Below are 19,376 nucleotides of genomic sequence, written 5' to 3' on the forward strand. Positions count from 1 at the left end.
AGTGATGTTGCAAACAGGGTGGTATGAAGGCAGCTACTGCACAGTACGTGCCAGCCCGCCCACCTGCCGTAAGGCATTGATTTGATTGGCCATGCCCGCAGCAAGGTCGTACAGCAGCGGCGTGCATGTTTCACCATTCGCCCCAATGTTTCATATTTGTGTTTCACTCAAGCAAGAATGAAACGCAACGACCTGTCGTTGAAACGCTTGCACAGCCAACGCATCGTCCGCACAACCGTCCGCCCTATGCCAACCCCCGTCACCCCACTTGCCAGTCGCCCTCGCCTTTGCTTCATGAGCTATCGCCAGATTCGGCTGATGGCCATGCCCATCGTGGCGGGATACCGGGACAGAGCGGATATCGAGGTGATCGATGGCAGCTTTGAGGTGGCGCTGGAGCTGGCCCGCCAGCGCCTGGACAGCGGGCTGGTCGATGTCTTTGTCAGCGCGGGGTCCAACGCCAGCCTGCTGCGGCGCGGGATCAGCGCCCCAGTGGCTACCATCCAGTTGAGTGGCTTTGACATCCTGCAGGCGCTCATCAAGGCAAGGGCAACGGCCGACCGCGTGGGCATCGTGATGTACGGCCACACCCTCCCGGAACTGGAATCCGTCAAGGGACTGCTAAACATCGACATCCACCAGTACGCCTACCAGACGCCCGACTCTGCCCGCGATTGCATCCGCCAGTTGCACAGCGATGGCATCCGTGTGGTCGTGGGCTCTAGTCTGGTGGTGGAACTGGCAGAAAACGCAGGCTTGGTCGGGTTGCTGGCGTATTCGCATGCCAGCATCCGCCAGGGCTTTGAAGACGCTCTGGAGTTGGCGCGGGTGGCGCAGCTGGAGGCCGGTCGATACGAACAGCTCAACACGGTGCTGCACACGCTGCAAGAGGCAGTCCTGGCGGTGAATCAGTCCGAGCAGATCATTGCCATCAACCCGGCGATGCAACGCATTTTGGGCCTGGTGCGTGCGCCGCGCCTGGGTGAACCGCTGGCGTCCGTCACCACCGATCTGTCGCTGCGCGAGACACTGGAAGGCGGCCAGCCCGAACATGGCGCGGTGCTGCGCCTGCAAGGCCGCGACTGGATTGCCAATCGCACGCCCATTTACGAAGGCGGCCACACCACGGGCGCGGCGCTGACCTTGTACGACGCGCGCACCATCCACGAGGCCGACAACAGCCTGCGCATTCAGCACCGCCGCAGCGACCACGCCGCGCGCCACCGCTTTGAAAGCCTGGCGGGGCAAGCCCCCGCGTTTTTGCAAGCCATCGCCAGAGCACGGCGTTATGCCGCCACCGACTTCAGCGTTCTGATCACCGGCGAGAGCGGTACCGGCAAAGAACTCTTTGCACAGGCCATGCACAACGCCAGCCAAAGGGCGCGTCGCCCGTTCGTCGCCATCAACTGTGCCGCGTTCCCTGAGTCGCTGCTCGAAAGCGAACTGTTCGGCCACGAGGAAGGCGCTTTCACCGGTGCGCGCCGCGGCGGCAAGCGCGGGCTGTTTGAAGCAGCCCACACGGGAACCTTGTTCCTGGACGAAATCGGCGACATGCCACTCACGCTGCAAACCCGCTTGCTGCGCGTACTGCAGGAGCGGCGCATCACCCGCTTGGGGTCCGTCACGTCCATCCCGGTCGATGTACGCGTGATAGCGGCAACCCACCAGCCACTGCTGCAGATGGTGAACGCGCGCCAATTCCGCCAGGACCTGTACTACCGCATCAACACCCTCACGCTGGCATTGCCCCCGCTGCGGGATCGCAAGGGCGACGTCCAGGTCCTGGCTGCGCGTTTGCTGGCCCACAGTCTGATCCGGGTCGGCGTAACCAGCATCACAGCCGCTGAGGTGTTGGCCCGATGGGGAGGTGCCATGGAACAGCATCCCTGGCCCGGCAACGTGCGCGAGCTGGAAAACCTGTGCGACCGCATCGCCGTATGGCTGTCTCAGTACCGCCGCAGCGACAGCGTGGAGTGGAGCAGTCTGCGAGACGAATGCCCGGAACTCTTTGCGGGCACGCCACACATCGAAGAAGCCCCAGACGCTTCAACCGCCACAGAGCACCCGCCAGAAAAACCTGACCGGCACACACGGGCCCTGGCAGCGCTGGAGCGCCATGGCGGACGCACCGGCGCAGCCGCTGCAGAGCTGGGGGTCAGCAGGTCCACGTTCTGGCGCTGGTGTCGAAAGCCGGTTTGAAAAGCGTCCGAACTTGCGCGGACACCTGTCCACAAACAACCCGCCGACGACGGCCTGCCGTGAGAGCGGGCTGTCTCGACGCGCTACTGCCCATCGTGCCGCACCGCCGCATGACTACCCCTTGCTCCGCAACTCCGTCTTCAACACCTTCCCATAGGCATTCTTCGGCAGCGCCTCCACCCACCGGTATTCCTTGGGCCGCTTGAACCGCGCAATGTGCTCCAGGCACAGCGCATCCAGCTCTGCCCCGGGCACTGCACCACCCTCCCCAGCGACCAGGAAGGCCACCACCACCTCGCCCCATTCCGCATCGCGCTGGCCCACCACGGCGACCTCGCGCACCTGGGGGTGGAGCAGCAGCACCTCTTCCACCTCGCGCGGATAGATGTTGCTGCCGCCGGAGATGATCACGTCCTTGGACCGGTCCTTGAGGGTGAGAAAGCCATCGGCATCCAGCGCGCCCATGTCGCCGGTGTAGAGCCAGCCGTCGCGCAGCGTCTGCGCCGTGGCGGTGGGGTTGTTCCAGTAGCCGGGCATCACGGTGTCGCCGCGCACCACCACCTCACCAGCCTCGCCGGTGGGCACGGGCTGGCCTGTGGCATCGACCACACGCACCTCTACCAACGACTGCGCCACGCCCACCGACACCATGCGCTCGGCCCAGCGCGGGTGGTCGCGGTCGGCCAGCTGGGCGCGCGACAGGGCGGTGATGGTCATGGGGCTTTCGCCCTGGCCGTAGATCTGTGCAAAGCGGTTGCCCATCACGGCCAGGGCGTTGCGCAGGTCGTCGGCATACATGGGGCCGCCGCCGTAGACGATGGTCTTGAAGCCCGACACATCGGCGCCCGTGGCGCGCACATGGTCCACCAGGCGGTGCACCATGGTGGGTGCGGCAAACAGGGTGAGCTGGCCCACGCTGGCCGCCAACTGCACCAGCTCGGCAGGCTCGAACCCTCCCGACAGCGGCACCACATGCCGTTCGCCACGCAGCACCTGGGCGTAGTTGTAGAGCCCCGCACCGTGCGACATGGGTGCGGCGTAGACCATGGCGTCGCCGGGCAGGATGTCGTCCACATCGGTGAAGTAACAGGCCGTCATGGCCAGCAGGTTGCGGTGGGTCTGCATCACGCCCTTGGGGCGGCCGGTGGTGCCCGAGGTGTAGAACAGCGAGGCCACGTCGTGCGGCGCGCGGTCGCACACATCCATGGGAGTGTGGGTAACTGCGGCGCGGTATGCGTCGGAGCCAAAGACCAGCACCGCGTCCTGCGGCGCCCCGGCCTCGTGCACGGCGGGGGCCAGCGCTTCAGAGGTCAGCACCACGCGCGCGCCCGAGTCGGCCAGCACGTAGGCGAGTTCTTTGGCATGCAGCTTGTAGTTGACCGGCACCGACACGGCGCCCGCCCACAGGATGGCGTGCAGGGCCTCCAGGTATTCGGGCGCATTGGCGGCGTAGATGGCCACGCGGTCGCCGGGGGCCACGCCACAGTACGTGCGCAGATGGGCGGCCAGCGCAGCGGTGCGGGCAGCCAGCGTGCCGTAGCTCCACAGCACCTGGTCGCCATGCAGCAGCGCGGGCCGGTGGGCGTGCAGCAAGGCGCTGCGGCGCAGCAGGTGGGCAATGTTCATCGGGCGCGCTCCAGAATGCTCACGTAGTTGGCCACGGCCGAGCCGCCCATGTTGAACACGCCCGCCAGCGTGGCACCGGGCACCTGCAGGTCGCCTGCCTCGCCCATGAGCTGCATGGCCGACACCACATGCATTGACACGCCCGTGGCGCCAATCGGGTGGCCCTTGGCCTTGAGCCCGCCCGACGCATTGACGGGCAGGCGGCCGCTGCGCAGCACGGTGCCATCTTCCAGCAGACGGTGGCCCTGGCCTGCGGGCGCCAGGCCCATGGCCTCGTACGTGAGCAGCTCGGCAATGGTGAAGCAGTCGTGCACCTCGGCCAGCGACAGGTCGTGCACCACGCACCCGGCCTGCTGCAGCGCCTGCTGCCAGGCTCGCCGGGGGCCTTCAAAGTCCACCACACGGCGGCGCGCCATGGGCAGGTAATCGTTGACCTGCACCCGCGCCCGCAGGCGCACGGCGCGCGGGAAGTCGGCCACCGCATCATCGGCCGCCAGGATGACCGCTGCGGCGCCGTCAGACACCAGCGAGCAGTCCGTCTTGCGCAGGGGCGCGGCAATCATCGGGTTGCGGTCGGACACGGTGTTGCAGAACTCAAAGCCCAGGTCCTTGCGCATGTGCGCCCAGGGGTTGAGCGCGCCGTTGGCGTGGTTCTTGGCGGCGATGCGCGCCAGGGTGGCCGAATGGTCGCCATGCGCGGCAAAGTAGTCCTGCGCGATGGACGCAAAAATGCCCGGAAAGCCACCGGGCGGATGGCCCGCCTCGCCGGAGTAGCCGCAGTCACCCAGGATGCGCGTGGTCTCGGCGCCGGAGACAGCGGTCATCTTTTCCGCGCCGATGACGAGGGCGACCCTGGCGCGGCCGACTTCGATCGCATCACACGCGGCATAGAGGGCTGCCGAACCCGACGCGCAGGCGTTCTCCAGCCGTGTGGCGGGCTTCCAGCGCAGGTCGTCGTCGCACTGCAGGGCCAGCGACGAGGCAAACACATCGGGCGTGAAGCCGCCGTTGAGGTTGCCCAGCCACACGCCATCCACCACCGTGCCGTCAATGCCCGCGTGCTGCAGGGCCTCGCGGCCCGCGCGGGTGATGAGGTCTTCCAGGCCCATGCCGTCCAGCCGGCCAAACGGCAAATGTGCCCAACCCACCATCGCTGCACCCATGTTCATCCTCCATTGATGTGCGCCACGACGGCGCGATGGCATGCACTGTAGGCAAGCCACGGCTGTCCGCACAGTCGCCGAACTACCCAAGGGAAAACCCGAAGCGCTGGCGCCATGCGGGGGCCGCGCCGTCAATCCCCCACACGCTGTGGCGTTGAAACCGCATTGCCTAGACTGCACCTCACCCAGACACTACAGCGCGCCGTGCGCTGCCTTCTTTGCCCACACCAACACCATGACCCTGGACCAGCAAAAATCCATCATCACCATCGCCCTTCTGGCCGCGTTTGCCGATGGCAACAAGGACGATGCCGAACGCGAAGAGATCCGCCGCATTGCCCAGTCGCTTGCGGGCGACGGGGGCGTGGCCGACCTGCCGCGCATCTACCAGGACGTGCTGCTGCAGCGCACCAGCGTGCAGGCCGCCGTGCAAGGCCTGAGCGAGTCCATGCACCGCCAGCTGGCCTACGAAATGGCCGTGTGCGTGTGCGACGTGGATGGCCGCCAGACCGCAGCGGAGCGCGAGTTTCTGACCCGCCTCAAGGCGGCGCTGCAGCTGGGCGAGCCGCAGACGGCGGCATTTGACCAGCAAGCCGATGCGCTGGTGGACGTGGCCGAAAAGGCCGTGCCGATGGCGGTGCCCGTGGTCAGCGCTGCGGCAGCGCCCCTGGCGGCAGCCGCCACTGTCCATTCCAATGCCTCGGATGCGGAGCTGGACAAATCCATCCTCAACTACGCGCTGCTCAACGGCGCTCTGGAGCTGCTGCCGCAGTCGTGGGCATCGATGGCCATCATCCCGCTGCAGGTGAAGATGGTCTACGGCATCGGTAAGGCGCACGGGGTGGAGCTAGACCAGGGCCATATCAAGGAGTTCATCGCCGCCGCCGGCGTAGGCATGACGTCACAGTACCTGGAGCAGTTTGGCCGCAAGCTGATGGGCGGCCTGCTGGGCAAGGTGGCGGGCCGCACCCTCGGCGGGCTGGGCGGCGCCGCCACGGGCATGGCGTTTTCGTTTGCCACCACCTACGCGCTGGGGCATGTGGCCAAGCGCTATTACGCCGGTGGCCGGGTCATGAGCACCGCCATGCTGCGCGAGACCTTTCAGGGCCTGCTCACGCCCGCCAAGCAGTTGCAGACGCAGTACCTGCCGCAAATTCAGCAGAAGGCGGCCACGCTGGACGCGGGCCAGATCATGGCCCTGGTGCGAGGCAAATAGTAAACGCTATTTAATTGATAGCTACTGGCGCATATTCGACTAGCGCTTGCGGCCGATTTGACTTAAAAAGGCCCCCGCAGGCATGCAGGGGCCTGCCCAGACGCCCCGCAGCGCATCACCACGCTGCGCGCACCCGTTGCCGCCGCGCAGCACCTTGCGATGCGGCAGGTAACACACCGCCCAGTGCATGACAGAATCCGACCATGCTCGACCACACGGATCCTGTCGCCTCCATCATCCCGGCCATGTCGCTCGATTCGCCGTCCGATAACGCCATGGCCGCCATGTCGCGCCTGGCCCTGGGGCCCGTGAACACGGACTACTACCTGAAGGTGTTCGAGCGCTTTGACGACACGGGCCGCACGACCACCACCTGGAACTGGGCCGCCTGCCTGTGCACCCTGAACTGGATGCTGTTTCGCCAGCTGTGGGGCGCTGCGCTGGTCTATGTGGCGGCGGCCGAGGGTCTGGCACTGATCGTGTTTGGCGTGGGCCGCTCGTTCTTGCACTGGCCCGTGGGCATCGAACTGGGCGTGCTGGGCGCCTTTGCGGTGCTGGCCTTTGCCGTGCCGGGGCTGTACGGCAACGCCATCCTGTACGCCGACATCCGCAAGCGCATTGCGCGCGCGCTGGCCGCATCGCGCACCGTGCCCGAAGCCTGTGCGCTGCTCGAAAAGCAGGCCAGCTCGCGCAAACGGCTGCAGGTGCTGGTGCTGGCGAATGTCGTGCTGGGCCTGGCCGCACTGATTGCCTACCTGGCACTGTCCCCCTCGGACGTGAAGCCGCTGGCATTGGAGCCCGCCGTCACGGTGGCACAAGCCACGGCAGCCGCCCAGGCCGCTTCTGCAACCCACCCCGTGGGGGCGTTGCCGACGCCCGAGACCGAACAGACGCCCCCCACGTCTCCAACGCCTGCCGCCGAGGCCACCGCAACGCCTGTAGCGCCCCCGGCCCCTGCTGCGGCTTCCGCCCCCGCACCTGTGGCACCCGCGCCTGCAGCAGTCGCACCACCCGCCGCCACCACTGCTGCTCCCAAATCGACCGAGCCCCCGGCCTCTGCACCGCCCGCCGCAGCCAAGGCCTCCACGCCGGTCACCAAAGCTTCCGCACCCAAGCCCGCCACACCCGCAGCATCAACCCGCGCCCCCACGGCTGCGGCCAGCACCCCAGCGCCAACGCGGCGTGAGGCCGCCAGCCGCCCCAATGCATCCGCCAAGCCCAAGGCCCCAGCGGCTGCAGCGTCCAGCGCCAACACCGCGCTGCCCACGGTGGGCACAGCTCCGGGCTACTACATCAACGTGGGCCTGTTTGCCGAGGAAGCCAACGCCCGCAAGACACAGGCGCGCCTGCTCAACGAAGGCCTGCCCGCGTTCCGCCAGGAGCTGAACAATTCCAAGGGCCGCCGCATCCGCGTGCGGGTGGGGCCTTACGCCACCCGCGCCCAGGCCGATACCGCGGCCGAGGCGATCCGCGCAATGGCGCTGGACGCCGTCGTGTTCAAGCAATAGCAATGTCTGGACGCGGCGCGTAGCACTGTCCTACGCACGCGAATGCCCGACGCCGACGCAGGGTTGCCGGGTCTGCCAGTACGCTGGGCGCACCACCACATTGAGCGCCCGCACCATGCAGCGAAAGACCGCCCCGCACCACAACGCCACCCGCCGATGGGCCACCTTGGCAGCGGTGGCTGCGGGCGCCCTGCTGCTGACCGGCTGTGCCCCGTGGCGCATGTGGACTGCCGCCGACCTGGCCCGCGACGCGCGCCCCTATACCGCGCAGCCACCACAACCCACGCAGCGCGTGCTGGTGGTGGGCGACAGCACCGCTGTGGGCACCGGGGCCAGCACTGCAGCAGACAGCCTGCCGGGGCGCATGGGCCAGGACCATCCCCAATGGCGCATCGACAACCTGGCGGCCAACGGCGCCAAGTTTGGCGACGTGGTGCAGCAGCTGGAGCGCGCAGACGGCGGCTATGACCTGGTACTGGTGCTGGCGGGTGGCAATGACGTTATCCGCTTCACCCCCGAGGACACGCTGCGCGATCAGATACAGCAGGCCGTAGCGCTGGCACGCCGGAAGGGGCAGCAGGTGGTGCTGATGCCTTGTGGCAATGTGGGCCACGCGCCCTTTTTTGTGCCGCCCCTGTCGTGGGCCATGTCACGCCGGTCCGAGGCATTGCATGCCCTGGCGCGCGAGGTGGCCAGCGCGCAGCAGGTGCACTATGTGCGCTTGCTCAAGCCGCGCGAGCAGGACCCGTTCGTGACCCGCAGCCAAGAGCTGAATGCCGCTGACGGCCTGCACCCGAGCAGCGCGGGCTATGCCGAGTGGTACCGCGAGCTGGTGGCACAGGGCGGGTTGAACGGCCTCACGCAGTAGCCCCTGTTAACCGTCCGTTGACTCGCTCTTGGACAGCCACTGCAGCACGGCATCGATGACCCACTGCGGGCCGTCCAGCGGCAGATCGTGCCCCGCCCACGGATGCAACTGCAGCGGCAGCCCCCAGGCCTGCGCAATGGCCTGCGAGCATTGGCTGGACACCAGCCGATCCTCCTGGCTGCCCAGCAGCAACACACGATTCACAGGTGCGGCAGTAGGCGCGCGGTACCGCGCGGCCGCCACCAGCTGGCGCACGGCATTGCGGGCCGACACGGGCCGTTGCCTGCGTACAGCGGCCCACTGCGCCACCACGCCCGCAGCGGCTGATGGTGCACTGCGGCTGGTGATCTGCCACACCACCTGCTCCGCGGCCTCGGCAGAGCGCCACCGCCACGCCAACCACAGCAGCGGCGCGATGTTGTGCAGCTGCAGGCGGTGCCAGAACGGGCTGAACGGCCGTAGGCTGGTGTTGATGAGCACGCAGCCTGCCACCTCGTGCGGCGCCACGCGTGCCCATTCGGTGGCCACCATCGCCCCCAACGACATGGCCAGCAGATGATAGGGCGGTGCCACGGCACGGCGCGCCAACTCTGCGCGGCAGGCCTGCACCATGCCTTGTACCGACCAGGGTGACGCCAGATGGTGGAACTCGCCGTTGCCCGGCAGGTCCAGCGCCAGCACGTCATCGCCCGGCACCGATTGAGCAAAGCCCTCGGCAAACGCGCCCCAGTGCGCGGCCTCGCGCGTCAGCCCGCGCAGCAAGATCCATTGGCGGGGTGGACGCACTGGCATCTCAGTACCACGCAGCCAGGGCATCGGCACGGCGCTGTGCACGCTGATCGGGCGCGGGCACCCATCGCGCATGGCTACAGGCCGCGCGCGACAGAAAGTCGAGCAGCGACAGGTGCCGCCGTAGCACCCGCTGCTGGCGGTGGTTGATGAGCGGGTTGAAGATGCCGTTGCGCGAGAACAGCTGGCGCGGGTTCTTCTTGATCCACAGCCACGACCCCATCTCCAGCGTGAGGGGCAGGAAGGTGTGCGCGGGCACCTCGCGGCAGGCCTGCAGGTACAGATGGTCCCACAGGTCGCCGTGGGCGAGGTACTGCGCGCTCTGCGGCTCGATGATGTACTGGTGGTTGCTGTGCGCCTGCAGAAAGATGTCCTGCAGCGCATGCAGTTCGGCCAGGTGCGGAATGGGCCGACGGGTGTGGGCAAACGGGAACCACAGCCGGTCCTTCACCCCAAAGCCCGAGTGGCAGTCCAGCGCAATGCTGAACGGCCGCGCCAGCAGCTGCTGCGCCACTACGTCGCACAGCGCCTGGCTCTCGGCCTCCATGGGCTCGCCCAGCCTGCCCCGGTACCAGGGCAGGCCCGCGCTCACGCGCTGCCCACCAACGCCCCAGGGCACCGGGTCCACCGCATCGACGGGCGCATTGCGCATCAGGTCCACCCCGCGCGGGTTGGCACGCGTGGCAGACCACATGCCGCCGGGGTTGACGATGGGCATGAAGACTAGGCGCACCCGCTCGAGCTGCTGGTGCAAGGTGGTGTCCCACTGCAGCCGCATGACCACGTTCTGCAGGTAGGCAATGACCACCTCGGCACCAATGCGCTCCAGCCCATGCACGCCGCCAAAGAACCCCACCGCAGGCACGTCCAGCGCCGGGTTGCCCAACCCGATGGCATAGATGGGAATTTGCGGCCCCGATGCCACAGACACCTGCTGGACGACCTGCACCTCCAGATGGGGCGCCCCCAGGTCGAGGATTTTTTCCAGCGCCGCAAGCTCGGGCAGCATGTTCAATAGGTGGGGGTAAGTCGGTGTGTAAAGCACGCCAGAGCGCGTGCCAGGCAGCGAGGATAGCGCCCGGGGGGCGGCACGAACAGCGTCGCGGTGGGCCTGTGGGGTTTGCGCGAACCGACGCGAAACCGTCACACAACGGCGCTACCTTGCCAGCAGTTACCACCCTTTGGAAGAGGCGCACCATGCTCTGGAAACTGTTCGGACTGCAGCGGCTGCTCGATGAGCTGTTCGATGAACGCGGATGGCTGAGCCTGGACCTGCCCCGCACCACCGGCTGGGACCACGACGATGTACCCGCCATCGCGCAAGACTGAGGTCTACCGCTGGGCCATGGGCTGGGCGATGCTGGCCTGCGCACTGGCGTGGGGCGTGGTGGAGTTTCTGGCCCTGCAGCGCGCGCGCTGGCAGCTGTGGCGCGAGCGGCTGCACACGCCTGCCCACCATTAGCGAGACCGCCGTGAGCGAGCGGCCGCAGGACCTGCACGAAGAGGTGGCCAACAGTGCGCTGCACGGTGCTGCGCTGGTGGGCGCCTGCCTGGCCGTGCCGCAGCTGCTGCAATCCGCCCACGCCGCGCATCCTGCCGCGATCTGGGGCGTGCTGGTGTTCGGGGCCACCATGGCGCTGCTGTATGGCGCGTCCACCCTGTACCACGCACTGCCGCCGGGGCGGGCCAAACAATGGGCGCTGCAGCTGGACCATGCTGCAATCCACCTGTTCATCGCGGGCAGCTTCACCCCGTTTGCGTTGAGTGCGCCGGGCCACAGACACCACATCGCGGCCCTGGTGCTGGTGTGGGTTGCGGCGCTGGCGGGCTGCTGGCTGCAGTTGCGCACGCGGCGCGCAGCACCTTGGCTGTCCACGGCCTTGTATGTGGCGATGGGTTGGGTAGCGCTGTTGGCGGCCCTGCCCCTGATGGCCCATGTGCCCACCGTGAGTGCGGCCTGGCTGGTCATCGGCGGGGCTGCGTATACAGCTGGCGTGGTGTTTTTCGTGATGGATGCTGTGGTGCGCTATGCCCACGCTGTGTGGCATGGCTGCGTCATCGCGGGCACGGGCTGCCACGTGATCGCGGTGCTGGGCCTGCAGACGGCGACCTAGCCAAGCCCCCAAAAACGGTCGCAGCGCACGCGCCTGCAACCGCCTCGCGGGCCCTGCACCAGCAGGCAATGCCGCATCGATGCAACGGCTGCAAACACCTGCAGCATGCAGGCCCTATCGCGCATGGCGTTATCGCACCTAAAATCACACAGGTCCTCGCCCGCAGAGGCAGGGGCCATCGTCATTCCAATCAACGAAAAAACATCATGGCAACTGCAAAGAAAACTCCCGCTCCCGCAAAGAAGGCGGCCGTCAAGGCCGCAGCACCCGCCGCCAAGAAGGCAGCCCCTGCAGCCAAAAAGGCTGCGCCAGCCGCCAAGAAAGCTGCTGCCCCCGCCGCCAAGCCCGTGGCCGCTGCTGCTGCACTGAAGCCCATCAAGACCGCGTTCAACAAGACCACGCTGGTCGCCCACCTGGCTGAACAGTCGGGCGTGGAACCCAAGGCCACCAAGGCCGTGCTGGCCGCGCTGGAAGCCGCCATCCTGGGTTCGGTGCACAAGAAGGGCTCTGGCGAGTTCACGCTGCCTGGCGTGCTCAAGATCGGCCTGCAGCAAGTGCCCGCCAAGAAGAAGCGCTTTGGCAAGGACCCGTTCACGGGTGAAGAGCGCTGGTTCCCCGCCAAGCCTGCTTCGGTCAAGATCAAGACCCGCGCCCTGAAGAAGCTGAAGGACGCAACCGTCTGATGCACCCGGCGCCGCCAGGCGCTTGCGTCAGCACCAGGGGCCGCAAGGCCCCTTTTTCTTTGGTGAAACTTGCAACGGCTGCGCGAAGTCACATCGTTGCACGCCCTGGGCCATGCGCAATCAGGCCCTGATGACCCCTGGCGCTGCGGGATCGGCATACAACGCCTGCACCGCCGCCGCGCGGCGTGACAGAACAGCCCCCTGGTTGATATAGCCCTTGTCGGTGATCTCCCCGGCATCTGCATCGGGCGCGGTCTGCATCACCATGGCCCGCGTGGGGCACTGCGAAGACCCCGCGCCCGCATCGCGGCGCGCACGCATCACGGCCTGCAATGACTGCTCCAGCCGCGCAACGTCGGCCGCACCGACCGCAGACGGGAACACCAGCATGCCCACCTCATCGCGGTCATGCCCGGTGAGCACGATGTCCTGCACCAGCGGCGCCAGTTGCGACACCAGCTCCACCCGCAACGTGCCCACCGACACCCAACTGCCGCTGGACAGCTTGAAATCCTCCGCCACGCGCCCGTTGAAGACCACGCCTTTGTCTGGCTGCTCCGCGTCCACCAGATAGCCCGCATCCCCGATACGGTAGAACCCTTCGTGATCGAACGCAGCGGCTGTTTCACGCGGGGCATTGCGGTAGCCCGCAAACACCGAAACGCCACGCACGCGCATCTCCAATTTGCTGCCGTTGGGCACCAGCTTCAGCTCCAGCCCTGGCAAAGGTGCGCCAATACAGCCCGCACCGTCGAGATGCCAGTGCGCGGTGGTGACTGCGGGCGCTGTCTCTGTGGACCCCCACGAGGTGGTGAGCCACAGCGGCTGCGCGGGGCGCACGCGCCGGGCAACGGCCTGCAGGCGCTGCCAGGTCGATGGTGCCAGCGCCGCCGCCGCATAAAAGGCCAGCCGCATGCGCGCCAGCACGTCGGCAGCCAGCCTGTCGTCGGCCTCCAGAAAAGGCAGCAGCATGTCAAAGCCCCGAGGGACATTGAACAACATGGTGGGCTGTACCTCGCGCAGATTGCGCACCGTCTTGTCGATGAGCCCCGGCACCGGCCGCCCCTCGTCGATGTAGAGCGTGCCGCCGTGACACAGCACCATGTTGAGGTTGTGGTTGCCGCCAAACGTATGGCTCCACGGCAACCAGTCCACCAGCACTGGCTTTTCATGCTCCAGAAAGCGCCACGCCTGGGCCATCATCTGCTGGTTGGCGCAGAGCATGCGGTGGGTGTTGATGACCACCTTGGGCCGGCCGGTGGAGCCGGAGGTGAGCAGGTATTTGGCATGGTCATCGGGCAGCAGCGCCTGCATGGCCTGCTGCACCTGGGGCGCTTCCTGCCCAGCGAGCAGATGCTCCCAGGGCAGCGCACCCGGACACGCGGAGGCGTTGCGGCTGAACACCCGCACGGCATCGCTGTCCCAGCCTTGCAGGGCTGCCGCATAGACGCTGGCATCGGACGCATAGACCAGGCTGGGCTCCAGCACCGACAGCATGCTGTGCAGGCGGCTGTGGTCCTGGGAGCGCGCGTACGCGCTAGACAGCGAGCAGGGGGTGATGCCCACATGCATAGCCGCCAACATGAGCACCGCATGGTCCACTGCGTTGTCGGACAGTATGGCAATGGGCCGCCCGGCGGGCAACCGCATGTCCAGCAGCGACTGTGCCACGGCGCCCACCTGGCGGCGCAGCTGTGCATATGTCAGGCTGCGCCAGCCTTCTGCGCTGTCGCTCCGTTCGGCCAGTGCCAGGGCATCAGGCGTCTCTTTGGCCCAGCGCTCCAGCCATTCCCCCACGCAGCGGGCATAGGGTTGCAGCGCCATGGGAGAGCGCAGCGTGAAAGAACCATCGTCAAACTGGGTGCGCACAGCGCGCGCAGGAGCAATCTGGCGCTCGTCATCAAGAAAGGCTGGGTACATGGTGGGTTCTGGGGAGCGATGGAGATTCAAAAACTGAGGCGCGATGCCTCAGGCATCGAGATCAGGGTCGGGTTGGCCGAGCAGCCCTGACGCCTGCTTGGCGCGCAACAGCTCGATGAGCAAGGTATCCCGCGCACGGGCCAGATCGCTGGCCTGCCTGTCCCCGAGCGCCTGCGCCACACCTTCGGTCACCTGGTGCTGCAAGGATTCGGTCATGGACGGGGCGCCCAGGTCCTGCCACCAGGTTTCGATGGGGCCACCCAGGTGGGCCAGCAGGTGGGCAATGCCACCGTCGCCGCCCGACAGGTGCAGGTTCATGAACGGCCCCATCAGCGCCCACCGCAAGCCAGGGCCCTGCGAGATGGCGGTGTCGATGTCTTCCACAGTGGCCACGCCCTGGTCCACCAGGTGGAAAGCCTCGCGCCACAGAGCTGCCTGCAAGCGGTTGGCAATGTGCCCCTTGATCTCGCGCCGCACCTGGATGGGACGCTTGCCGATGTCGGCATAGAACGCCATCGCATCGGCCACCGCCTGGGGCGTGGTGCGCTCGCCGCCGCCCACTTCGACCAGCGGGATCATGTGCGGCGGATTGAACGGGTGGCCCAGCACCACGCGCCCGGGATGTGCGCAATCCTTCTGCATGTCCGTCACCGCCAGCCCCGAAGAACTGGAGGCCAGCACCACATGCGCCGGGGTCACTGCATCCATGCGGCGGAACAGGTCCACCTTGAAGTCGAGCCGCTCGGGTCCGTTCTCTTGCACAAAATCGGCCTGCTCCAGGGCGTCTTCCAGCCGCGCGTGAAAGCGCAAGCGCTGCGGGCTGGCGCCGGGCGCCAGCCCCTGCTGCGCCAGCGCCACCCAATGCGCAGCAACGGCGTCCCGCAGTCGCTGCTCGGCCCCGGGCGATGGGTCGGTGGCCTCCACGTCCAGGCCCCGCGCCAGAAAGTAGGCGGCCCAGCTTGCGCCAATGGTGCCGGTGGCCACCACAGCAACGCGCTTCACGGTGTGTGCCATGCGGGACCTTTCAAGACTCGGCCGTGAAGCCAACCTTTTTCACCAGCGGCCCCCAGCGCTCGTACTCGGCCTGTTGCGAGGCCAACATCTCTGCGGGCGTAGAGCCTTTGGCGATGAGCCCCACCACGGCCAGGCTGTCCACGACGGCCTTGTCCTTGATCGCGGTGTTGATGGCAGCGTTGGCGGCGGCCACCACGGCCGCTGGCGTGCGCGCCGGGGCGTAGAAGCCGAACCATTCCTCGGTCGTGAGTTCTGGAAAGCCCTGCTCTGCAAACGTGGCGACCTCGGGCGAAAACGGCGACCGTGCCTGGCCCGAGGTGGCGATCAGCCGCAGCTTTCCCGCCTTGTGGTTGGGGATGAAGTCTCCGCTGGGCGTGACCATCGACGCGATCTGCCCGCCCACCACATCGGTCACCCCCGGGATGGAACCGCGGTACGGCACATGCTTGAGGTCCACGCCGTTGTTCAAGCCCAGCAGCGCACCGATGAAGTGCGGCGTGGAGCCCGCTGCGGGTGAGCCGTAGTTCGCCTGCCCGGGGTTGGCCTTGGCCCAGGCCAGAAAGTCCTTCACCGTCTTGACGGAGGCGGGCACCAGCGGCCCCACAGCTAGACCGTGGTGCATGACGGCACCGATGGACACCGGCACAAAGTCCTTGGCCGGGTCGTAGCTCAGGCGGCTGTAAATGTGCGGGTAAATGGACGTGCACGAGAACGGCGACAGCGTGAGCACGCTGCCATCGGCGGGCGCACCCTTGAGCGACTCCAGCGCGATGCGGCCGCCCGCGCCGGGCTTGTTTTCCACCACCGCGGGGTTGCGGGTGTAGGGCGATCCCGCCAGCTTCTCGCCCACCCTGCGCGCCACGCTGTCACCCGCGCTGCCTGCGGGAAAGCCGTAAAAGATCTTGACCTGGTCGATGGTCTGCGCCCAGGCGGCCAGCGGCGACAAGGCCCCCAGCGCAGAGGCGCAACCAACGTGGTGCATGAACTGGCGGCGGGTGTGCATCATCATGTGTCTCCTGTGGATGGAGCAGTCATTATTTTTTGACGCCCCTGCACATTCAGTCATCGCGATGACATTTGGACTCAGGGAATACGCGCACGCGCCTGTACAGCACACAGTGGCGCAGGAGACACTCTCACCATGTTGGTCAAACTGGCGCCCCCTACCCTCACCGATCTGCTGCTGCACTCTGCCTGGTTCCCGGCCCTGGACGGCGCCGCCCAGCAGCGGGTGATGGACGATGTGCGCGAGGTCGAAGTGCCCCAGGGCGGCGAGCTGTGCCGGCGCGGCCATACTCCGGTGCACTGGTACGGCGCCATCGAGGGGCTGCTGAAGTGGACTGTGACCTCGGGGGATGGCCGCTCGGTCACGCTCGGCGGACTGTCGGCGGGAAGCTGGTTTGGCGAGGGCACCTTGCTGCGCGGCACGCCCCGCACGGCCGACGTGATCGCACTGCGCCCCAGCCGCGTTGCGCTGGTGCCGATGGAGACTTTTGAATGGCTGCACGCCACGCAGCGCAGCTTTGACCACTTTCTGCTGCGCCAGATCAACGAGCGCATGCACTGGTTTCTGGGCAACTTCACGGCCCACCATTTGCTCGATACCGACAGCCAGGTGGCCCGTGCGCTCGCCGGCCTGTTCCACCCCTGGCTGCACCCGGGCAGCGACACGCACCTGCAGGTGTCGCAGGAAGAAATTGCCAATCTCTCGGGCGTATCACGCCAGCGCTGCAACGCGGCGCTGAAGCGGCTGCAGGCCGCGGGCCTGCTGGAGATTGAATACGGCGGCATCACCGTCACCGACCTGGAAGGCCTGCGGCGCCAAGTGGAATAGCGCTGTCGCTTGGACTCACTGGGGGCATGGGCTATTGCCCTGCCACCGCCCCGTCCGCCGCTATGCCGGGGAGTGGTGCGCTTGGATGAAGGCAACCGCAGCAGCCACCACCGCGTCAGGCTGATCGCGGTGTGGAGAGTGCGCACAGTCCGGCAGCTCCAGCAGCCGGGTGCCCGGCACCCGCTGGGCAATGCCCCGGATTTGCGCCAGGGTGCCGTACTCGTCGTCACAGCCCTGGATGGCCAGCACGGGTGCGCCGATCTGGGCAACCTCGGGCTCGATGTTCCACGCACGGAAAGCAGGGTTCAGCCAGATGCGGTTCCAGCCCCAGAAGGCGGAATCCCCATCGTCGTGATAGCGCCCCAGCTTGTGGCGTAGATCGGTCTGTTCGTAGGCCTCCCGCGCGCGTTCGATGTTTTGCACCGTCACATCTTCCACAAAGATATGTGGCGCCATCACCACCAGCCCTTGCACGCGCTGCGGCCAGCGCGCAGCCATCAGCAGGGCAATCGATGCGCCATCGCTGTGGCCAAAGAGCCAGGCGGCCTCCTGCACGCCCAGTGCATCGAGGAATGCGGGCACCACCTCGTGTGCCTGCTGGTGCATGAAGTCCACGCCCCACACCTCGTCCGCGGGCCGGGGTGTGGACCGGCCATAAGCAGGACGAGAGAACACCAGCCCCCGAAACCCACCCGCATCGCACAGCTGGCGCGGGAAGTCCTTCCACATCGCCACGGAGCCTAGGCCCTCATGCAGGAACACCACCAAGGAGGCAGTGCTGCGCTCGGGGGCTATCCACTGGTACTCGACATGGACCATGCGGTTGCGCCAGCGCACTGGCACATGCTCTGTGCGCCCCACGGGGCTGGGTGGAACGCCGTTGGCACTCACGCCCGCTGCTCCCGTTCGCGCAGCCGAAAGCGCTGGATCTTGCCGGTGGCCGTCTTGGGCAGCTCGGGCAAGAATTCGATCAGACGCGGGTACTTGTAGGGCGCCAGGCGTTCCTTCACAAAGGCCTTGAGTTCATCCGGTGTGACCGCCTGCCCATCTTTGAGCACCACAAACGCCTTGGTCTTGGTCAGGCCGTCGGCATCCTGCGTGCCGACCACGGCTGCCTCCAGCACGGAGGTATGCTGCATCAGCGTGGCCTCCACCTCGAAGGGGGACACGTAAATGCCGCTGACCTTGAGCATGTCGTCGCTGCGCCCTGCGTAGGTGTAGTAGCCCTCAGCATCGCGCACATATTTGTCGCCGCTTTTGGTCCACGTGCCCTGGAAGGTCTCGCGGGTCTTGGCGCGGTTGTTCCAGTACATCAGCGCTGCGCTGGGGCCCTGGATGTAGAGGTCGCCAATCTCGCCCTGCGCCACCTCGCTGCCGTCTTCGCCGCGCAGGGAAATCTCGTAACCCGGCACCGGTTTGCCCGTGGTGCCGTAGCGCACATCGCCAGGGCGGTTGGACAGGAAGATGTGCAGCATCTCTGTCGAGCCAATGCCATCGATGATGTCGCAACCGAAATGGTCCTTGAAGCGCTGCGCGATCTCGGCCGGCAGCGCCTCGCCAGCAGACGAGCACATGCGCAGCGCCACCGCACTTCGGGAAGGCAGGCGGGGCGAGGCCAGCATGCCGGCAAAACCGGTGGGCGCCCCAAAGAACACCGTGGGCTGGTGGCGCGTCCAGCGCTCAAACGTGGCGTCTGGCGTGGGTCGCTCGGCCATCAGCACCACTGTGGCGCCCACTGACAAAGGGAAGGTCAGGCTGTTGCCCAGCCCATACGCAAAGTAGAGCTTGGCAGCCGAAAAGCACACATCCTTGTCGGTCAGGCCCAGCACCGCCTTGCCATACAGCTCGGCCGTCCACAACAGGCTGCCCTGCGTGTGCACCGTGCCCTTGGGCTTGCCCGTGGAGCCCGAGGAATAAAGCCAGAACCCGGGCTCGTCCGGGCCGGTGCGGGCGGGCGCAGTCAGCGCGGATGTGCTGGCGATGGCGGCCTGCATGTCCACCGCCCCTGCAGCCAAAGTGCCCTGCGGCTGCGACACCACGCAAGCACGCACCTCATGGTGGGGTGCCAGGGCCAGCGCCTCGTTCAGCACCGGCAGCAATGCGCCGGAGACCAGTGCCGCCTGCGCCCGGCAGTGCGTCAGCATGTAGGCGTAGTCGTCGGGCTTGAGCAGGGTGTTGACCGCCACAGGCACCACACCCGCGTACAGGCAACCCAGAAACGCCACCGGCCAGTCGCTGGTGTCCAGCATCAGCAGCAGCACGCGCTCCTCGCGCCGCACGCCAGTGTTGGCCAGCACCGCCGCCAGCCGCCGTGCGCGGTCTTCCAGCGCGCTGTAGCTCAGGGTCCCCTGGTCGTCGATGTAGGCAATGCGGTCACCCCGCGCGCGGTTCAGGGCGAACAGATGCTCTGCAAAATTGAACTGTTCTGGAAGGCTGTTCATG

The 19,376-nt window shown here is 67.0% G+C and carries 18 protein-coding genes; 9 read left to right on the forward strand and 9 right to left on the reverse strand.

Going from position 1 to position 19,376, the window contains the following annotated elements:
- The first annotated feature begins 246 nt into the window (after positions 1–246).
- A complete protein-coding gene (gene prpR, locus DNK89_RS11980) occupies positions 247–2,199 on the forward strand; it encodes a propionate catabolism operon regulatory protein PrpR (RefSeq protein WP_110960254.1) in 1,953 nt (650 codons plus the stop codon).
- 114 nt (positions 2,200–2,313) lie between these two features.
- Here the strand turns inward: prpR and DNK89_RS11985 are convergent, their stop codons facing one another.
- Positions 2,314–3,825, reverse strand: a complete 1,512-nt coding sequence (locus DNK89_RS11985) for an AMP-binding protein (RefSeq protein WP_110960255.1) — start codon at positions 3,823–3,825, stop codon at positions 2,314–2,316.
- Positions 3,822–4,988, reverse strand: coding sequence for an acetyl-CoA acetyltransferase (locus DNK89_RS11990; protein ID WP_110960397.1), 1,167 nt, complete (start codon positions 4,986–4,988; stop codon positions 3,822–3,824). The genes DNK89_RS11985 and DNK89_RS11990 overlap by 4 nt, the downstream gene beginning before the upstream one ends.
- A gap of 235 nt (positions 4,989–5,223) precedes the next feature.
- On the opposite strand from DNK89_RS11990, the gene DNK89_RS11995 reads away from it, so the two are divergent.
- The 3 genes from DNK89_RS11995 to DNK89_RS12005 all read left to right on the forward strand — a co-directional run bounded on the left by DNK89_RS11995 (position 5,224) and on the right by DNK89_RS12005 (position 8,580).
- Positions 5,224–6,204: a YcjF family protein gene (locus DNK89_RS11995; RefSeq protein WP_110960256.1), complete on the forward strand. Its 981-nt coding sequence runs from the start codon at positions 5,224–5,226 to the stop codon at positions 6,202–6,204.
- 203 nt (positions 6,205–6,407) lie between these two features.
- The gene (locus DNK89_RS12000; protein ID WP_110960257.1) at positions 6,408–7,712 is read left to right on the forward strand and encodes an SPOR domain-containing protein; all 1,305 of its coding nucleotides are present in this window, start codon (positions 6,408–6,410) and stop codon (positions 7,710–7,712) included.
- Positions 7,713–7,827: 115 nt separating this feature from the next.
- Positions 7,828–8,580 carry an SGNH/GDSL hydrolase family protein gene (locus DNK89_RS12005; protein WP_110960258.1) on the forward strand — a complete coding sequence of 251 codons (753 nt, stop codon included), beginning with the start codon at positions 7,828–7,830 and terminating at the stop codon, positions 8,578–8,580.
- 6 nt (positions 8,581–8,586) lie between these two features.
- Here DNK89_RS12005 and DNK89_RS12010 read toward each other — a convergent pair whose 3' ends face one another.
- Complete coding sequence (locus DNK89_RS12010; protein WP_110960398.1) at positions 8,587–9,372, reverse strand: alpha/beta fold hydrolase; 786 nt, start codon at positions 9,370–9,372, stop codon at positions 8,587–8,589.
- A 1-nt stretch (position 9,373) separates the two neighbouring features.
- Entirely contained in the window at positions 9,374–10,378 is a 1,005-nt protein-coding gene (locus DNK89_RS12015; RefSeq protein ID WP_110960259.1) for a M14 family zinc carboxypeptidase, read from the reverse strand.
- A gap of 188 nt (positions 10,379–10,566) precedes the next feature.
- Here DNK89_RS12015 and DNK89_RS24915 point away from each other — a divergent pair, with 188 nt between their 5' ends.
- The 4 genes from DNK89_RS24915 to DNK89_RS12025 all read left to right on the forward strand — a co-directional run bounded on the left by DNK89_RS24915 (position 10,567) and on the right by DNK89_RS12025 (position 12,166).
- Positions 10,567–10,698 (forward strand): hypothetical protein, encoded by a 132-nt coding sequence (locus DNK89_RS24915; RefSeq protein ID WP_255342784.1) that lies wholly within the window; start codon positions 10,567–10,569, stop codon positions 10,696–10,698.
- Entirely contained in the window at positions 10,673–10,831 is a 159-nt protein-coding gene (locus DNK89_RS24565; protein WP_203422251.1) for a hypothetical protein, read from the forward strand. The genes DNK89_RS24915 and DNK89_RS24565 overlap by 26 nt, the downstream gene beginning before the upstream one ends.
- A gap of 10 nt (positions 10,832–10,841) precedes the next feature.
- Positions 10,842–11,483 carry a hemolysin III family protein gene (locus DNK89_RS12020; protein WP_110960260.1) on the forward strand — a complete coding sequence of 214 codons (642 nt, stop codon included), beginning with the start codon at positions 10,842–10,844 and terminating at the stop codon, positions 11,481–11,483.
- Between the two features lie 206 nt (positions 11,484–11,689).
- Entirely contained in the window at positions 11,690–12,166 is a 477-nt protein-coding gene (locus DNK89_RS12025) for an HU family DNA-binding protein (protein ID WP_110960261.1), read from the forward strand.
- Between the two features lie 120 nt (positions 12,167–12,286).
- Here the strand turns inward: DNK89_RS12025 and DNK89_RS12030 are convergent, their stop codons facing one another.
- From DNK89_RS12030 to DNK89_RS12040, 3 genes are read right to left on the reverse strand one after another with little or no spacing between them, the layout of a single operon-like run.
- On the reverse strand, positions 12,287–14,086 hold the full coding sequence (locus tag DNK89_RS12030; protein WP_110960262.1) for a feruloyl-CoA synthase: 1,800 nt from the start codon (positions 14,084–14,086) through the stop codon (positions 12,287–12,289).
- A gap of 48 nt (positions 14,087–14,134) precedes the next feature.
- On the reverse strand, positions 14,135–15,100 hold the full coding sequence (locus DNK89_RS12035; protein WP_110960263.1) for a 3-hydroxyacyl-CoA dehydrogenase NAD-binding domain-containing protein: 966 nt from the start codon (positions 15,098–15,100) through the stop codon (positions 14,135–14,137).
- 10 nt (positions 15,101–15,110) lie between these two features.
- Positions 15,111–16,103 (reverse strand): Bug family tripartite tricarboxylate transporter substrate binding protein, encoded by a 993-nt coding sequence (locus DNK89_RS12040; RefSeq protein WP_110960399.1) that lies wholly within the window; start codon positions 16,101–16,103, stop codon positions 15,111–15,113.
- 138 nt (positions 16,104–16,241) lie between these two features.
- On the opposite strand from DNK89_RS12040, the gene DNK89_RS12045 reads away from it, so the two are divergent.
- A complete protein-coding gene (locus DNK89_RS12045) occupies positions 16,242–16,934 on the forward strand; it encodes a Crp/Fnr family transcriptional regulator (protein WP_056066474.1) in 693 nt (230 codons plus the stop codon).
- A 60-nt stretch (positions 16,935–16,994) separates the two neighbouring features.
- Here DNK89_RS12045 and DNK89_RS12050 read toward each other — a convergent pair whose 3' ends face one another.
- Together DNK89_RS12050 and DNK89_RS12055 are read right to left on the reverse strand one after the other, a co-directional pair.
- Positions 16,995–17,753 carry an alpha/beta fold hydrolase gene (locus DNK89_RS12050; RefSeq protein WP_238990804.1) on the reverse strand — a complete coding sequence of 253 codons (759 nt, stop codon included), beginning with the start codon at positions 17,751–17,753 and terminating at the stop codon, positions 16,995–16,997.
- Positions 17,754–17,821: 68 nt separating this feature from the next.
- Positions 17,822–19,375: a benzoate-CoA ligase family protein gene (locus DNK89_RS12055; protein WP_110960265.1), complete on the reverse strand. Its 1,554-nt coding sequence runs from the start codon at positions 19,373–19,375 to the stop codon at positions 17,822–17,824.
- Between the last annotated feature and the right edge of the window lies 1 nt (position 19,376).

Origin of the sequence: Acidovorax sp. ST3 (assembly GCF_003231145.1) — a bacterium.
GTDB lineage: Bacteria > Pseudomonadota > Gammaproteobacteria > Burkholderiales > Burkholderiaceae_C > Acidovorax.

What these genes read in the sequence shown, in the direction of transcription:
- DNK89_RS11990 (WP_110960397.1), bottom strand. Translation starts at nt 4,988, where the DNA reads ATGGGTGCAGCGATGGTGGGTTGGGCACATTTGCCGTTTGGCCGGCTG.
- DNK89_RS12000 (WP_110960257.1), top strand. Translation starts at nt 6,408, where the DNA reads ATGCTCGACCACACGGATCCTGTCGCCTCCATCATCCCGGCCATGTCG.
- DNK89_RS12035 (WP_110960263.1), bottom strand. Translation starts at nt 15,100, where the DNA reads ATGGCACACACCGTGAAGCGCGTTGCTGTGGTGGCCACCGGCACCATT.
- DNK89_RS12055 (WP_110960265.1), bottom strand. Translation starts at nt 19,375, where the DNA reads ATGAACAGCCTTCCAGAACAGTTCAATTTTGCAGAGCATCTGTTCGCC.
- DNK89_RS12005 (WP_110960258.1), top strand. Translation starts at nt 7,828, where the DNA reads ATGCAGCGAAAGACCGCCCCGCACCACAACGCCACCCGCCGATGGGCC.
- prpR (WP_110960254.1), top strand. Translation starts at nt 247, where the DNA reads ATGCCAACCCCCGTCACCCCACTTGCCAGTCGCCCTCGCCTTTGCTTC.
- DNK89_RS12025 (WP_110960261.1), top strand. Translation starts at nt 11,690, where the DNA reads ATGGCAACTGCAAAGAAAACTCCCGCTCCCGCAAAGAAGGCGGCCGTC.
- DNK89_RS12050 (WP_238990804.1), bottom strand. Translation starts at nt 17,753, where the DNA reads ATGGTCCATGTCGAGTACCAGTGGATAGCCCCCGAGCGCAGCACTGCC.
- DNK89_RS12015 (WP_110960259.1), bottom strand. Translation starts at nt 10,378, where the DNA reads ATGCTGCCCGAGCTTGCGGCGCTGGAAAAAATCCTCGACCTGGGGGCG.
- DNK89_RS24915 (WP_255342784.1), top strand. Translation starts at nt 10,567, where the DNA reads ATGCTCTGGAAACTGTTCGGACTGCAGCGGCTGCTCGATGAGCTGTTC.
- DNK89_RS12010 (WP_110960398.1), bottom strand. Translation starts at nt 9,372, where the DNA reads ATGCCAGTGCGTCCACCCCGCCAATGGATCTTGCTGCGCGGGCTGACG.
- DNK89_RS24565 (WP_203422251.1), top strand. Translation starts at nt 10,673, where the DNA reads ATGTACCCGCCATCGCGCAAGACTGAGGTCTACCGCTGGGCCATGGGC.
- DNK89_RS12045 (WP_056066474.1), top strand. Translation starts at nt 16,242, where the DNA reads ATGTTGGTCAAACTGGCGCCCCCTACCCTCACCGATCTGCTGCTGCAC.
- DNK89_RS12040 (WP_110960399.1), bottom strand. Translation starts at nt 16,103, where the DNA reads ATGCACACCCGCCGCCAGTTCATGCACCACGTTGGTTGCGCCTCTGCG.
- DNK89_RS11985 (WP_110960255.1), bottom strand. Translation starts at nt 3,825, where the DNA reads ATGAACATTGCCCACCTGCTGCGCCGCAGCGCCTTGCTGCACGCCCAC.
- DNK89_RS11995 (WP_110960256.1), top strand. Translation starts at nt 5,224, where the DNA reads ATGACCCTGGACCAGCAAAAATCCATCATCACCATCGCCCTTCTGGCC.
- DNK89_RS12030 (WP_110960262.1), bottom strand. Translation starts at nt 14,086, where the DNA reads ATGTACCCAGCCTTTCTTGATGACGAGCGCCAGATTGCTCCTGCGCGC.